The following is a 16,225-nucleotide window of genomic DNA, read 5'->3' as shown; positions in this document are numbered from 1 at the left end:
ATGCGTAAAGGAGGCGATTAGCATGTGTACTTTTCCCAATACAGAAACTTTGACCATTGAATTTAAGAGCGATAAAAAGCCCCTGCCGGACAATGACATTATTGATGCAGTGGTCGCTTTCGCCAACACCGAAGGCGGTGATTTATACTTGGGCATAGAAGATGACGGTACCGTGACTGGGCTGCATCCCAGCCATCAGGATATCACACGGCTGACCGCTTTTATTGCTAACAAAACCGTCCCCCCGGTCAGCACGCGGGCAACCATTCTCACCGACAAGAACCTGCAAGTGCTGAAAATCAGCGTACCGAAATATACATCCATCGTTGCCAGCTCTACAGGAAAAATTCAGCGCCGCAGGCTGAAGGCTGACCACACGCCGGAAAATGTGCCTCTCTATCCTTACGAAATTCCCCACCGTCTGTCCAGCCTTTCTCTGCTCGATTTCTCTGCCCAAACTTTGCCTGATACTACACGCCATGACCTTGATGCTACAGAACGTGAACGCCTGCGCAACATCATCCGCACCTATCATGGCGAACCCACACTATTGGAACTGGATGATTTGGAACTGGACAAAGCCCTGCGGCTTGTCGCCAAAGTCGGCGAAGATTACGTGCCCACCGTTACCGGTATGCTCCTTATCGGCCGTCAGGAACGCTTGCAGGAACTTATCCCCACCGCTGAATCTTCCCTACAAATTATGGATAACGGCCAGCTTCGCATCAACGAAACCTACACACTGCCCTTGCTGGCCAGTATTGAAAAAATCAACAATTACTTCACCACCATCAATCAGGAAGATGAAATGGACGTAGGCATGTTCCGCGTGCCCATTCCCCATTATGCTCCCCAAGCTTTTCGCGAAGCATTGATTAACGCCTACAGTCACCGGGATTATTCCTTGCTTGGCCGAGTTCGTGTGCTCATTGAACGTGAGGGCATCACCATCAGCAACCCAGGCGGTTTCATTCAGGGTGTCACTTATGACAAACTCCTTGACGCCGAACCGCACGGGCGTAATCCTGTGCTGGCTGACTGTCTGAAACGCATCGGCCTTGCCGAGCGCTCTGGCCGCGGCATTGACCGCATCTATGCCGGCAGCCTGCGCTACGGAAAAATGCTTCCGGATTACAGCAATTCCAATACGGATAACGTACGCCTCTACATTCCGGCCAGCCGCCCAGATAAGAATTTTATCCGCCTGCTGACCAAGAAGCAGGAACAACTCCACCGTGACTTCACCATTTATGAATTGATGGTGCTCAGCCAGCTAAAAGGAAATCAACTTCTGACATGTCAGGAAATCTCTGCTCACACAGGCATCCCCACTTACAAATTAGAAAACACCTTGGAAACCCTGACTGCGGAAAAAATGATAAAAACCAGCCAACGGAGGAAAGATATCTATTATACCTTCAGCGGTCAATCCTATAAAGTGCCCACCTGCGAAAACCACTTAGTCAAAGAACCCATCACGGACTACGCCGATTACAACCAGCAAATTATGAAACTAGCCAATAAAAAAGGAAACGTGACCCGGGCAGATATCACCTCCCTTTTACACGTTTCCCCTGCACAGGCCTATCGGCTGTTAAATCGGTTGAAAGAAAACGGCTTGCTTGTTTTGGAAGGGAAAGGGAAATTTTCCCACTACAAACCTGTTTGCTAACTTCAATGAGGAAGCGAGCATGTGCCTATAAACACACATACTCGCTTCCTCTGTTTACTATTTACATTTTACTCTGACTTCGATATCGGAATATAAACCATCTTCAACGGAATCATCTTTTTATATTTGACACTCAAATTATCATAGTATTTCAATATCAACTCGACAAGCTCTGTACCATTTATCCCCCTAATTATCGGCGTGGTTTCAAGATACTTCTGAGCATTTTTCGTATAATTAGACAGCGTAACAAACAACCCATAATCCCCCTCACGCATAGCACCTTTTAGGGACTGAATCGTTGCTTCCTTAATATCGCTATCCTGACTCTTAACCTGCACCAAAATTCGTGGTGGCAATTCATCCTTATACGCAGTAATATCTATACCGCTATCTCCTCCATGTGGAGAAACTATCGTTCGATATCCCATCGCACCTAAGAGGTCAGCCACAAACTCCTCTAAATCATATCCTTTTAATTGACGGCTAAGCTCTTTAAGGATGAAGTCTTTCGTATTTTCAATTATATCATCAGCGGTTGCCCCGACACTCTCATCTTCGGCATCTGAAGATAAAGACTTCTTGAATTCGTTATTGAGTGCCCCCAAAAACTCTTCTGCATAGTTTTTCACACTAAAAAACGTCATAGCCGAACCAATTTCATAAAGTGCTCCTTGCGAAAATGCCATACGCGGCATATGTTTCAGCCACTTAACTTTTCTAGTCTGTACATATTCTTCCTGTGTGGAATCATAACTATACTCACCTTCTATCACACCAATATTTACCTCGCGATTAATCTTGGATGGAAATACAACATAATCCCCTATTTGCACTTCATGGCAAAATCGATAAAGCATCCCCGCACTAGTCGCGATGTTCCCCTTCTTAGCTTCAGGATAAACCTGCACATATTTTTCCTTAAATGCCTCTCTGTTCGCTTCCACTAAGGCAAGATCCCCCATCTTCGGCCAGCCTACTGCAATGATATTATCTTTAAGAAACAGATTATCATTCAAAGTATGTATTCCCCAAAATCTGCTTTCTTCATTTTCCATAATTATATCCTTCCCTCCTCCAATAATCTTCTTAAGCATAATTCTCTGTCATCCTCTTTTTTCCTGCCTTTCCTCTACAAAACAGGCTGTAAAGTTACGGATATTCAAACCGCAGCTTCACAGCCTGTTCGTCTTAATATATCATTTGCTGATTATTTGTCCTGCAATGTATTATCGGCTTCCATCATCAGCCTGTCAAAATCGCTGACATAGGCTTTATCCTGCAACACCCTGTACTGTTCAAATTCACTTTCAGCGAAGGCTTTTGCTATAGCCGCTGATACTTTGCCTTTATCATGTAGGATTTCCGCATCATTAAACTGCAGGAAAGCGTCCAGTTTGCTTGCCCAATCAGCCATGGTCATGGGAATATGACGGCGAGCCTGGCGGGTGGCATAGTCCAGATACATTGTGACAATCTCGTTAAGTTCCTGCATTTCTTCTTTAGCCAAATAGTTTTTGGCAATCGACACATCAGCCTTTACGATTTTGCCGTCAGGGGCATTTTTCCATGATGTCAGTCCCATATGTTCCTTTTTATGGTCAGCCCTCTGCATGATAAGTTCTGCGGCGGTACTGCCATGGACAGCATAGTGCATTTTATTCTGCACCGTGGCAAAGAACTCTCGCGTTGTCTTGCTATCCAGCGTGTAATCAACCGCTGTAGCATAGATATCCGTGATTTTCTGATAGAAACGCCGCTCACTGGCGCGAATCTCCTGAATCTCGGAAATCAGATGGTCGAAGTAATCTTCGTCAAAAATCTGTCCATTAACCAAGCGATTCTTATCCAGCACATAGCCTTGCTTGGCAAAGGTGTCCAAAACTTTTGTAGCCCATTGACGGAACTGAATAGCACGCTGAGAATTCACCTTATACCCAACAGCAATAATTGCTGACAATGAGTAGAACTTGTATTGATATGTTTTACCGTTATCTGCAACTTGTGCAATTTTTGCACAAGTTGAACCCTCATCCAATTCCCCATCTTCAAAAACTTTTTTCAGATGCTTACCAATAACACTACGGTCAACATCAAACAGCTCTCCCATAGCCTTCTGCGTCAGCCACACATCATGGTTTTGCACGCGGACTTCGATGGAGTCAGCCCCGGCATCTTTGGTAAATACCAAAAAATCAACTGTGCTGTTGCGGATATTTGCCTTATTCGTTTTCGCTTTTTCCATTTGCCACTTTTCCTTCCTTTACCCCAGCGCCACATCCAATGTCATCATCAACGTGAATCCTACAGCAAAGGTAATAACGCCGATATTGCTGTGTTCGCCTGCGGACATTTCGGGGATGAGTTCTTCTACCACCACGTAAATCATGGCGCCGGCGGCGAAGGCTAATAGGTAGGGTAGAACCGGCAGGACGAAGCTGGCGGCCACGATGGTGAGCAGGGCGCCGATTGGTTCCACGATACCTGAGAGCATGCCGCTAACAAAGGCTTTGTGTCTGCTCATGCCTTCTGCCCGCAGCGGCAGGGAAATAATCGCACCTTCGGGAAAGTTCTGGATGGCGATACCGATGGACAGCGCCAATGCCCCGCTCAAGGTAATGTCGGCATTGCCGGCCAGCCAGCCGGCAAAGACGACACCTACCGCCATTCCTTCCGGGATATTATGCAGCGTCACCGCCAGCAAAAGCATGATGTTTTTGGGCAGTTTGCATTTTATGCCCTCTGCCTCCTGTGCGTCCATGTGCAGATGCGGAATGATATGGTCTAGGAGCAGCAGGAAAAGCGTCCCTGCCCAAAAGCCAACCACCGCAGGCAGGAAGGCCAGCTTGCCCATATCGACGCTGGCATCCATGGCAGGAATCAGCAGGCTCCAGACGGAGGCTGCCACCATGACCCCGGCGGCAAAACCGGTCAGGCCTTTTTGCACACCGGTCTTTAATTCTTTTTTGAGGATATAGACACAGGCCGCGCCCAAAGTAGTTCCCAAAAAGGGAATCAACAGCCCCTGTGCCACTTCCATTGATAGCATATATTTCCTCCTTTATCCTGCCTGTTCTGCATCCATGGGCACGAAACTGCCATTTTGCAGCAGGTAGAGATAGGTTTTGTCCACTTTGCGGCCTAAGATGGCCTCGACGGCCTGACGGTACAAATCCAGCTGAATCTGATAGCGCCGCCGGATGCGGGCTGCATCGGTCAGCCTGTCGGTCTTGTAGTCGATGAGGATTAGCTCCCCTGCCGCCGTTTCGAGCAGCAGGTCAATGACGCCCTGCGTAAAGACCCGCTCATCCTCCTCTTTGACTTCCGGGTAAAAATCCTTGGCTTTCAGCATACGGCTAAAGGGCAGTTCCCGGTAAAGCGCCCGGGCATTTTGCACGAGCTGACCGATTTTGGAGGTGAAAAAGCTCTGTATCCCCTTGATGTAGACGATTTTTCCGGCACCCTCCGGCAAAATGCCCTTGGCTTCCATGGCCGCCACCTGCTTTTTGATGCCCTGATAGCTTATATCACCGTGGAAGTCCAGCCGCTGCATCACCGTGTGCATGATGGTGCCCCGTTCCATGGGCGAAAGTTTTTTCTCCTGCTCCTGCATAAAGCGGGGACGAGGCCAATCGGCATCCTCCGCTTTTGACAAGTCAATATTTGACCGGTCATTTTTTGACTGGTCAATTTCTGACTTGTCAACTTCTGACGGGTCAGACTCTGCCGCTTCCAGTTCTGCGGCTTCATTCAGCACAATCAGCTGGCGGGCGGCAGGCATTTCTTCATCCCATTCGCTGCTTGCGGCAAAGCGGCGCTTTATCTCCGTCACCGTAAGTTTGGCCGGAACACGTTCCAGTCCCCAGTCCGGATACTGCCAGTCCAGCATGGCCTCGACCTTTTCCTTGTCCGCAGACGCGGGCATCGGTGAAAAGTTCATGGCCGCCTGCAAGAGTTCATCCGAGCCTTCTTCAGAAGCAGCAATTTCGGCCACCTCCGCTTCCGGATAAATATTTATTTTCACCTGCGCATCCGGCTCTAACTGCTGTTCCAATCCACCGTCTGCTGTTATCCCGGCCAGCTTCCGCAGAGGAGCTGCCCCGCTATGACGGCAAAGGGCGGCTGCCACCCAATCCAAGTAACTTGAGCTACCGCTGATGGCAAAGTCCGGCAGCTGGGGCACCTCGCTTTCCACATAACGGCAGTAGCCCTGGGCTTTTTTCTCGGCGCTGTCCTCAGCGATTACGCCCGTCAGAATGAGTTTTTCCCGTGCGCGCGTCATGGCCACATAGAGGATGCGCATTTCCTCCGCTTTGGACTCGGCGCGGATTTTAGCCGCCACTGCCTGCCAGGGCAGAGATTTGTAGATTTGCCGTCCGACCTTGGAGCGCTCTGCAATGCGCACGCCAATGCCGAGTTCCTTGTGCAGCAGGAAGGTGCCCATGGCATCACGAAGATTGAACTGCTTGGCCATATCCGCCACGATGACCACGGGAAATTCCAGCCCCTTGCTGCGGTGAATACTCATGATGCGCACGACATTTTCACTGGCCCCCAAGGTACGAGCCACAGATAAATCCGTATCTCGCTTTTTGAGATTTTCGATAAAGCGCAGGAAGCGGAAGAGTCCGCGATAATTGCTGCGCTCGTATTCAGCCGCGCGGTCTGCCAGCATGCGCAGATTGGCCTGACGCAGGAGGCCGCCTTTGAGGCCACCGACATAATCGTAGTAGCCGGTCTCCCGATAGAGCAGCCAGATAAGTTCCGGCACACTGTGACTCACGGCATAACTGCGCCATTTAGCCAATTCTTCCTGAAACTTTGCCGTGCGGGCCGCAAGGTCCTGCGGCAATTTGCTGTCCAGAGAAAAGCTGGCCAGCAGGCCGTCATATAAATCGCCCGTAGCCGAAGCCAGACGGATTTTGGCCAGTTCTTCCATGGAAAAGCCGCCAATCGGCGAAGCCAGCACCGCAGCCAAGGGAATATCCTGCCGCACATTGTCGATAACCGTGAGCAGGGCCAGTACCAGCCGCACTTCTGCCGCCTCGAAATACCCGCCATCCACATCAGCATAGGCAGGCACACTCCTTTTCCGCATGGCTTCCAACAGGATGTTGGCCTTGCCACTCACCGCACGCATCAATACCGCAATATCACGAAACTCCAGCGGACGGTAGCTGTCGCTGTCCTTGTCGAGCACCATATCCCCCTGCTCCATCAGCTGACCGATGCGCTTGGCGATATAGGCCGCTTCCAGATGGAAGCCGGATAAATCCTCCGCCTCATCCTCGTTGTCACTTCCCGCAGGCGCGGCCTTTTCCTCCTTGCCGCCACGCAGGACTAAATCCAATTCCATCGCCCCGCTTGCACCGGCAAAGCTGTGCTCATGGGCAGGATACTCCTTGCCGGGATAGAGCTTGCTGTTTGCATCGTATTCAATATCCGCCGCGCCTCTGGTCATAATCTGGTCAAAGATAAAGTTTATAGGCGCCAGCACCTCGCTGCGGCTGCGGAAGTTCTGCTTCATGTTGATAAGCTGATTCTTATCGTCTGCCGCGGGTTCTTCGGGGAAGCTGTCGTATTTGGCCTGAAAGAGATACGGGTCGGCCAGACGGAAGCGGTAAATGCTCTGCTTCACATCCCCAACGGTAAAGCGGTTGTCCTCCCGAGCAATCAAATTCAAGATGGCTTCCTGTACACCGTTGGTGTCCTGATACTCGTCCACCATGATGGATTTGTACTTTTCCTGCAGGGAGAGGGCCACCGGACTTGCCACCACCGAACCGTCCTCATCATCAACGCAGAGAATTTCCAATGCAAAATGCTCCAAATCGTTGAAGTCCAGAATGTTACGCTCCTTCTTGGCTGCCTGCAGCGCCCGCCCAAAATCCAGCGCCAGCTGGGCATAAATTGCAGCCGTCCGCTGATTGGCTGCAATGTCTTCCTCAATCTGCGCCGCCTCCTGACTCAGGTAATTGTCGGCAAATTTCTTCAACGCCTTTTTCACTGCATCCCGCCGGCTGTTAAACTGCTCGCGGATATCGGGATAGAGCGTCTTGAGGTCGTTATAGACTTTCCCCCGCATGGCAATCCAGGAAAACTTGCTGACCTGCCGGGCCAGTTCATCCCACTTTTGCCCGTCAGGATTTGCTTCGAGCACGTTAAAGGCCTCACGGATGGCGTCAAGGCCTGCCAAATCCTGCTGCATCAATTCGCCATAAGGCAGCCAGGCGGCAGTCAGCGCAGGGTCATCAGCTGACTTACCCAAAGCGGCCGCCTCCTCGTATTGGCTGATAACCGCCATTAGGCCCGCCCGCATTTCCGGCACAGCCGCCGTAAGCCAGGGTGAATGGGAAAGGTCAGTTCCCTTGTTTTCCTGCTGGCTGGTCAGCCATTTTTCGGGGAAGGGCTGGCTCTGGGCAAAATTATGCAGCTTCAGCACGGCTTCTTTGACTTCTTCATCGCCCTTTTCGTCGCCGTAATCGTCCATAAAGGAAATGAAATTCTCCCATTGCGGCATTTTATCCGCTTCTAAGGGGCGCTCGTATTTTTCTTCCAGCAGGGCTTCCAAGGTGTCGTTTTTGAGCAGCACCAGTTCCTGCTCGCTGGCCAGACGGAACTTGGGGTCCACGTCAATCGCTTCGATATGCTGACGGATAAGACGCTGGCAGAAGGAATGGAAAGTGCAGATATCCGCCCCGGTCAGAAGCACCATCTGCCGTTCAAGGCGGGCGGCCATCTGCTTGTCGGTAACCTTTGTCCGTTCCTTTTCTAGCGCGGCCTCGATACGCTCGCGCATTTCTGCCGCCGCCGCATTGGTAAAGGTCACCACCAGCAGTTCATCCACATCCAGCTCCCCGCCAATGAGCTGACGGATAATGCGCTCTACCAGCACCCGCGTCTTGCCGGAGCCGGCGGCAGCGGCCACCAGGATATTTTTATCCCGGGTATCAATGGCTTTCTGTTGGTCCTTGGTATATGGCATGGGCTAAATCCTCTCTTCCAATCTTTTCCGCCATCCGGCGTTCCATTTCTTCCTCGTCAAAATTGCCCACCTCATTGTAGGCAAAGCCCTCGATATCCGTATCGAAGCCGCAGAGCATTCGATAGTTGCAATAGGTGCAGGCCGTCCGTTCCGCTTTTTTGTCGTAACGGCAGGGACTGATGCGGATATTGCCGGATAAAATCTCGCGGCCCGTATCCTTCAGGATGTAGTCCACATAACCTAACAGCAGTTCAAATTCCTGCTGGGTGCGGACATAATGACCGCTGATGGTCTTGGCATCCAGCTCCCCATCCTTTTTCGTCTGGGGCTTGATGTGTTCCAGCTGTGCGTCAATGCTGCGCAGCACATCCATATCCGCCAGTACCCAGCCCGGCATGGTGAGCTTCTTCTTAATCGCCGCCTGCATTTCCTCGGTGCTCATCCGCTTGTCCGTGGCAATGGTGGGATTATGGAGCAGGGCGTAGAGAATCCCGGCGGGCAGCCGTTCCTTGTCCTGCTGTTTCAGAAGCTCCTGCCCCACCAGCACATAGACCAGCAGCTGCAGTTTGAGTCCATAGTAGACCTCAAAGAGATTGATGGCCGCCTGCCCCGTCTTATAGTCGAGAATCAGGAAGTAGGGATTTTCCTGATGTACGTCCAGACGGTCAATCTGCCCCTTTAATGACAGGGAAAAACCATTGCCCAAGGGCAGTGGCGTCAACTGTACCCGGTCAAAGGCATGACCAAAACCTTCCTCAAAGTAGGCGGGCTGGAACTCGGACATGGCCGCCCAGGCGGAGAGATGATTCACTGCCTGCAGGGCCGTAGCCTCCATGCGCCGCTTGTAATGGCGGTAATCGGGACGGCTGAGCAAAATTTCACTTTGCAGGCGGGGCGCAATCTCCTCCACCAAATCATGGCAAATCTGCCCCCGCGCTTCCTCGGGCACATCCTGCCAGCGACGGTTATAATCCTTGGCCACCATTTCCCCGTACTCACGGATGACCTCATGCAGGAGCTGGCCCAAATCCATCTGCCGAAATTCGTAGGTATGGCGTTCCTGCAGCTTCAAGCCATAGCTCGCAAAGTGGGCAAAGGGACAGCGGCGGAACTGCTCGAACTGGGTGACACTGCCCCGCAGGAATTTGCCCCGCAGAAAGATTGCCTGCGCAAGTTCGGCTGGAATCTCCCCTACGGGAGCTTTGGGTGACAAGCCGGCCAGGGCCAGTTTCATCGGCCGCTGCAATCCTGGCTCTTTTAGCGCCCAATTGTAGACATCCTGCCAGAAAGCATCCATCTTCCCCTCGTCCCGCTGCCCCCGCAGGGCATTGCTAAGCCCCGACACCGCAGGTCCTGCGGCCGAGAGCTGCAGCATATCATGGCGGCCTAAAGTCTCCAAGGGAATGGAAAGCAATTTAAGTTTTGGAAAACACTGCTTCAATTTCCCCACCAGCGGAGCAGGCTGCAGGCCACTTCCTTCCGCATCCGCCAGCGCATAGGATACCCAAAGATATTCGCGCGATTCATTGAAACCGCGATAGAGCAGGAAGCGCTCACCGAAGCTGCGCTCCTGGCCGCCACGGGAAATGCTCAGGGCTTCACCGCCCTCTGTCTTCATCTCTTCCAGTGCTTCTGCCAGATGGAGTCTGTCCGCATCCGTAAACATCCCCGTCTCACCAATGCGCCGTGGCATGGTGCCGGCGTTGGCTCCAAGAATATAGATGGCCCTTGTTCCTGCCAAACTGTTCTGGTCAAAGGAAGCCACCGTCACATAGTCAAGGCCGGGCGGAATCAGCGACAGGCTCACGGCATCGAGACCGTCTCCGAGCACTGCGGCAAAATCGCTCAGGCCCATCTTTTCTCCGCCGCTGATTTCCACAAGCTGGTCGAAAAATTCCATGATGTCCGCCCAAATCTGCTTATGCTCAGCGGCATCGGCCAAACGGCCTTCGGCTTCGGCCATTTCCTGCCACTTCGCCAGATGGGCCGGCACCTCCAGAGCAAGCAAAAAGTCATAGAGTGCCGTAACCTGACCGGTCACATCTTCGGACTGCCGAATTGACTGGTCAAACCCGGCCAAGGCCTCCACCGCCTGCCGCCGCAGGCCGTCAATCTGCGCCAGATGTGCCTTGGTTTCCTCGTCAGTATCTTCCTCCTCCCCATCCAACGAGTACCGCCGATGCCAGTTCCAATCCGCCTCCTGCAGCCAGCGCTTGCGGCCTCGCAGGCCGAATTCCAGCACATAGTTTTCGAGCTTGTCCACATCATCCCGCACCAAGGGGAAAAAGCCCGTGCGCAGACAGCGGAAGATGTTTTCATAATTCCAGCCCTTCTGCACGACTTCCAGCCCCGAGCGCAGAAGTTCCGCCAGCGGATGATGGATGCTCTGCCGCTTGCCGTCCGCAAAAAAGGGAATACCATAATCCTGAAAGACCAAGGGCAGGATTCCATCATAATCTTCGGCATTGCGGATAAGAACACCGATTTCCCGATAGCGGTAACCTTCCTCCCGCACGAGCCGCAGAATATCGGCTGCCGCCGTCTCCAGTTCAATACGGCGGTTGGCCGCTTCCACCAGCCGCAGATTTTCCGGTTCGTCTTTTGCGGCGTCCACCTGACCAAATAACTTTTCCTCCAGCCAGCCAAGCGCAGGATTTTGCGCACGGTAATTATGCGTCAGCAGGGTGACGGGCTGCCAAAAGCCTGCTTTTTGCGGTTCCAATTCCTGCATTAACCGGCAGATATTTTCCATCGTGCGATAAGGCCGGTTAAAGAGTCCCGTTTCACTGGTGTTTTCCGTAAGCTGGAAATTCACCTGCCCATCAGTCAGTTGTTCTCCCATCATGGGCAGCGTGATATGCACCTTGGCAGCGCTGGCGAGAATCGCTGCGAGCACATTCATCTCCTGCGGGTTGAAGAATACAAAGCCGTCCATCCAGACTTCCGCGCCCTGCATGAGTTCCGCTTCCGGAATCTTATCCGCCAAGATGTTCATCAAGTCTTCCGCATCACTTTTGCGCCCGTCCATGGCGGCAGCAAATTCATCCGCAAGCGTGCTGAGTTCCCGCACCTTGCCGGAAAGGCGCTCCTGCCCTGTGCCCACCATTTCCGCCGCCTGCCGCAGCTTATCCGTAGTCAGCCGGTAGCTTTTTATCTCCTTGATGGCATCGGACAGGGTTTCCGTAAAGCCCCGCTGCCGTGCCGCCCGGGCAAAGACCGTCAAATCCTTGTCCTTCTGATGCTGCAGCAGCAGTTTTTGCAGCAGCAGGCGCCGACCCACATCACTGATGCGGGGCAAATCCCCGCCGGTTTCCAAAAGAATCTGCCGGGCAAAGCGGCGGAAGCCAAAAACATAGGCGCGGAAAAAGCCCTGCCCATGTTCCTTCATCATGGTGGCAAGTTCCCGCTCTGCCTTATAAGTCATGTGCTCCGGCAACAGCAGAATAAGCGCGGGGCCTAAAGGCCGCTTTGCCATTTCCTGTTGCATGGCCGTAAGGCAGGCATGCGTCTTGCCCGTGCCCGCCCGGCCGATAATAAAATCCAAAGTTGCAGTCATTGTCATTCCTCACAAAATAAAAAAGCCTTCCCCGCTGGGGAAGGCTCCAAGGTCTCACATAAAGGTAAATGGTGTGGTCACCCGATGCAGCGTGCGCCCGCAGTCGCATGTATCCGTTTCCATCATTACGGCCTGTCCTGTCCGGTAACGAATGAGCGGCATGGCCTCTGCCATTAAGGTCGTCACCACAAGCTCGCCCATCTGATGAGGCTCCGTCACCACCTGGTCACTATGGAAGGCCACGATTTCCGGATAGAAATAGTCTTCCTGAATATGATAGCCCTTATGGGCTTCACATTGGAACAACATGCTGGCCGTTCCGAGTTCCGCCGGTTCATAGAAATTGTACACGGTGGCATGGGTTCTGTCTGCAATATGCCTCTGCATAGCATTCTGCAGGCCCTGCTGATTGCGACAGATAACCCGGGTGATGGGATAGTCCGCTATATTTTTGCCCGTAGCCTGCAGCTGGATAATCAGCTGCATGATGAGCTGGGGCGTGCTGATGATGGTGTCCATGCTCACAAGTTCCATAAAGCGGAGCCACTGCCGGTAGTCCGTGCCCATGGCCACCACAGTAGCACCGAGCATTTCCAGCGCATACTGGATATCCATGCTGCGACTGTCGGACATATCGCCCTGCAGGGCCACCACGGAAGTCTGATTAATTCCCGCCGCCACCAGACTGCGGGTCATCATCTCCACATTATGGGCTATATCACCGTTAGTGTAGAGTTTCGTCACCTCACCATTTTCCTGCTGCACCACGCTGAAGCGCAGGATGCCGGACAGAGGCATGGTGAGAATATCCAGCGAATCAATCTGATAAAGCTCATTCGAGGTCAGGAAAGGAAGCCTCTTGACATCCTCAAGGCTTTGAATATCCTTTGCGGTCACACCGGCCTTGGCAAATTTCTGTTGGTAGAAGAAACTCTTCTCCTCTGCCCATTTGAGCTGCTTTTGCAAGCGCTCCAGCTGCAAGGCCTGCATGCCTTCCCTATCCAATTGTTCTATCTGTTGATTCGCGTACATGATTTAGCTCCGATCCTTTATTGGTATTGTTGACATTAAGTCAATGGTTTCTGATAGAAGAATGGCTGGAAACTGGTATAACCTAATTTGCGGAAGTTTAAGATAGCCTCTGTTGCTCCTACAAAGAGGATGCCGCCGGGCTTGAGCGCCTTGAAGAAGTTGGCGTAAAGCTGGTCTTTGGCTTCTTCGGTGAAATAGATAACCACATTGCGGCACAGAATCAAATCAAAACCGTTTTCGAAGGGGTCTTTGAGAAGATTGTGGCGCTTGAATTCAATGCAGTTCTTAATCTCCTGGTTCACTGCGTACTTCTCACCTTCAACGGGCTTGAAATACTTATTGAGTCGTTCCGGCTTCATAGCCTTGATTTCATCTTTGGTATAAACCCCACGTTTAGCCTTGGCCAGGATTTCAATATCCAAATCCGAAGCTAAGATGCGATGCTTCACATTGGGGGTCATTTCCTTCATGATGATGGCCAGCGAGTACGGCTCTGCCCCGATGGAGCAGCCTGCACTCCAGATATTGAGTTTCGACGAACGCTTTAGGAGGTCGGGAATAACATCCGTCTCCAGCTTGCCAAATTTCTCCGGAGTACGGAAGAACTCGGACACGTTGATGGTCAGATACTCTATGAAGGCCGCAAAATCATCTTTGTTCTTGGCCGCATTATCAAAATACTCCACATAGGAGTTCATGCTGGCTCTGGTAACCAGATTGCCAATACGCCGTTTCATCTGGGGTTCTTTGTATAAGTCCAGATCGATTTCGGTCTTGGATTTCAGTTTTCTCTTAAACTCCGCCCAATCCTTTTCATCCATCATCGTTAGTCCCTCCCAACTCTCCTCTGGTCTGCTCGCAGACGATTCCTTTTCTACTTACTCTATGTACTATTCCCTTTCCATCTAAAAAAATCCTGCCTGTTCCCGCAGACAGTAAAAATATTTTCACATTTCCTTTTTATTCTACCATAAAGAGAGCCTGCTGGCACCCTTTTTCTGGTACTGGCAGACTCTCCCGCTAAATTATCACTCGATATCAAACACCGTGCGGCCATCCTCTTCCTTCTGCTTGGGCAGAACGATATGCAGGATGCCGTTCTCAAAGGCCACGTTTACCGCCTTTTTGTCAATGGAATCAATGTAAAAAGTGCGCTCGAAGTCACCGCTCTTGCGCTCCCGGCACAGATACTTGATGCTGGCATCTGCCGCTTCCGCCCGCTGAGCCTTGATGCGCAGATAATTGTCATCATCATAAGACACGGTAATCTGCTCTTTATAGAAGCCCGGCAGCTCTGCAAAGAGTTCATAGGCGGCCTCTGTCTCGACCACATCCACCTTGAAGGAGGACAGGGCACCGCTGACTTTGCCCAGAGGATTCAGGGACTGCTCCGCTGCGTAGCTTAAAACCTTTTCCAAAACATCATAACCGCGCTCAGCATTTTCTTTCAGATGAAATGGCACTGCTCTAAACATAGATACCCCTCCTATTGATTATGAACGATAATTCCTTGCTTCGATATGTCATATTGTACTATAATATTCTGAAAATTGCAAGCAGGAAAAAGACGTCAGCAGCAGCGCCCCAATTCGTCACTTACCGCTGGGCAAATTTTTCCAAAATATGACTGCAGTCCTGCACCGCCTCCAAGGTTCCCATATATTCGCCGGCCTCATCATACACAGCCATATACTTTACGAGAATCGGCTTGCCCATGATATAGCGGGCCACCTCCAAGGATGTGCGCTTTTTCGCCTTGAAATCTGCCACAAGATTTCTGACCACGGGCACAATATGCGGCGGGTGGCACTCGGCCACATCACGCCCCAGAGCAGCCAAGGGGCGCGGGAACACCCGGCCTTCATTGATGAAGAAGCGCAGCTTTTCCTCCGCATCGATAAAGGTGAGGTCCAAGGGCAGCAGTGAAAAGATGGCGCTGAGCTGCTTGACGGTCAACTCCCCTGTAGACAGCTGAATCTTGCCCGCCAGAATGTCCTGTTCTCGCACCTTTGCCAACTCTTTTGCCGCCCATTCTTCCCCTTCCTGCCACTTCGGAGGATTTTCCACAAAGGCCATGCCCATTTCACCAAAATCCCGGTAAATCAGCAGCCATTCCTCTGCCGTATAAAAGCGCAGGCACAATGGAAAGAGAATCTTTTCCTCCTTGGCAATCATGCCCCGTGCCCGGCTGGCCACGGCGGCAATGCGCCCTCTGTAAAGCAAAACATTATCGGCATCTTCCATGACCGCGCGGGTGAGGACGCCCAATTCCTTCTTGATTTCATCATCCTCATTCCACATGACCTGCGATGGCCCCGTTACGCCGTATTTATAGAGCTGTGCCATCAAGAGTTCTTCCTTCTTGGCATAATGCGAGCGCAGCGCATTGACCTCCTGCATGGCCTTAATGACCCGCGGCGCATCCACTTCCTTATCTCCGCCACACTCGCCCAGCAGAATATCCAATACCTTCTCCAAACCAGCATTTTCCAACCGCAACAGGCTTATCGGATGCCCTGCGGGCAGTTCAACTGACATGTCAAAATGACCGGTCATTTGACATGTCAAATTCTCCTGCGGCACCGGCGCCCCATTTAGCACTTGAAAGCCCTGCGCTTCAAAAGCTGCCATTACCTGCGTTAAATCCAAGCCCTTCATCGCCGCCGCCCGAGGAATCGTCATAATATTGCCCATGACCTTTAGCGCCTCCGGGCTGACCAAATTTCCCAGCCCCAGCCCGCTCAAAATCTCCGCCACCTGCGGTTCATCTTTCACCAGCTCCGCCACCATCAGGCTAAAATCTATCGTCTTCATCAGAATTTCTCCTTATGCTAAACTAAACCGTATTGCCCATTGTCTCCATTATAAATGACTTGCACAATACTTTCTGTTTCAATCGTTACAAAACTATCCGGATAATCTCCCATCCCCCGCCCCATACTGTGATATAATAAAGGAGATAAATTTTTTGAAAGGAGCC

The 16,225-nt window shown here is 51.7% G+C and carries 10 protein-coding genes; 1 reads left to right on the top strand and 9 read right to left on the bottom strand.

Translation table 11 applies throughout. The annotated features are described in order from the left end of the window. The first annotated feature begins 22 nt into the window (after window positions 1-22). Window positions 23-1,672 (top strand): RNA-binding domain-containing protein, encoded by a 1,650-nt coding sequence (locus T320_RS13605; RefSeq protein ID WP_037356977.1) that lies wholly within the window; start codon window positions 23-25, stop codon window positions 1,670-1,672. 68 nt (window positions 1,673-1,740) lie between these two features. Here T320_RS13605 and T320_RS13600 read toward each other — a convergent pair whose 3' ends face one another. From T320_RS13600 to T320_RS13560, 9 genes are all read right to left on the bottom strand, one after another. Beyond that, entirely contained in the window at window positions 1,741-2,769 is a 1,029-nt protein-coding gene (locus T320_RS13600; RefSeq protein ID WP_231465908.1) for a restriction endonuclease, read from the bottom strand. Between the two features lie 113 nt (window positions 2,770-2,882). After that, on the bottom strand, window positions 2,883-3,917 hold the full coding sequence (locus tag T320_RS13595; RefSeq protein WP_037356974.1) for a virulence RhuM family protein: 1,035 nt from the start codon (window positions 3,915-3,917) through the stop codon (window positions 2,883-2,885). Between the two features lie 18 nt (window positions 3,918-3,935). Continuing rightward, window positions 3,936-4,721: a ZIP family metal transporter gene (locus T320_RS13590; RefSeq protein WP_081824848.1), complete on the bottom strand. Its 786-nt coding sequence runs from the start codon at window positions 4,719-4,721 to the stop codon at window positions 3,936-3,938. A gap of 12 nt (window positions 4,722-4,733) precedes the next feature. Next, window positions 4,734-8,657 carry a helicase-exonuclease AddAB subunit AddA gene (addA, locus tag T320_RS13585; RefSeq protein WP_037356968.1) on the bottom strand — a complete coding sequence of 1,308 codons (3,924 nt, stop codon included), beginning with the start codon at window positions 8,655-8,657 and terminating at the stop codon, window positions 4,734-4,736. After that, the gene (gene addB, locus T320_RS13580; protein WP_037356965.1) at window positions 8,623-12,213 is read right to left on the bottom strand and encodes a helicase-exonuclease AddAB subunit AddB; all 3,591 of its coding nucleotides are present in this window, start codon (window positions 12,211-12,213) and stop codon (window positions 8,623-8,625) included. Before addB ends, addA begins: the two co-directional genes overlap by 35 nt. A 54-nt stretch (window positions 12,214-12,267) precedes the next feature. Next, window positions 12,268-13,245: a phenylacetate--CoA ligase family protein gene (locus tag T320_RS13575; RefSeq protein ID WP_037356962.1), complete on the bottom strand. Its 978-nt coding sequence runs from the start codon at window positions 13,243-13,245 to the stop codon at window positions 12,268-12,270. Window positions 13,246-13,280: 35 nt separating this feature from the next. Then, window positions 13,281-14,069 carry a CheR family methyltransferase gene (locus T320_RS13570; RefSeq protein ID WP_026760140.1) on the bottom strand — a complete coding sequence of 263 codons (789 nt, stop codon included), beginning with the start codon at window positions 14,067-14,069 and terminating at the stop codon, window positions 13,281-13,283. A gap of 204 nt (window positions 14,070-14,273) precedes the next feature. Further along, window positions 14,274-14,720 carry an Hsp20 family protein gene (locus T320_RS13565; RefSeq protein ID WP_026760139.1) on the bottom strand — a complete coding sequence of 149 codons (447 nt, stop codon included), beginning with the start codon at window positions 14,718-14,720 and terminating at the stop codon, window positions 14,274-14,276. 121 nt (window positions 14,721-14,841) lie between these two features. Next, the gene (locus T320_RS13560) at window positions 14,842-16,062 is read right to left on the bottom strand and encodes a PAS domain-containing protein (protein ID WP_037356957.1); all 1,221 of its coding nucleotides are present in this window, start codon (window positions 16,060-16,062) and stop codon (window positions 14,842-14,844) included. Window positions 16,063-16,225: the final 163 nt, after the last annotated feature.

Origin of the sequence: Selenomonas sp. FC4001 (assembly GCF_000701565.1) — a bacterium.
GTDB lineage: Bacteria > Bacillota > Negativicutes > Selenomonadales > Selenomonadaceae > Selenomonas_A > Selenomonas_A ruminantium_B.
The sequence above is the reverse complement of the archived record's forward strand: the minus strand, read 5'-3'. Positions and strand labels throughout refer to the sequence as shown.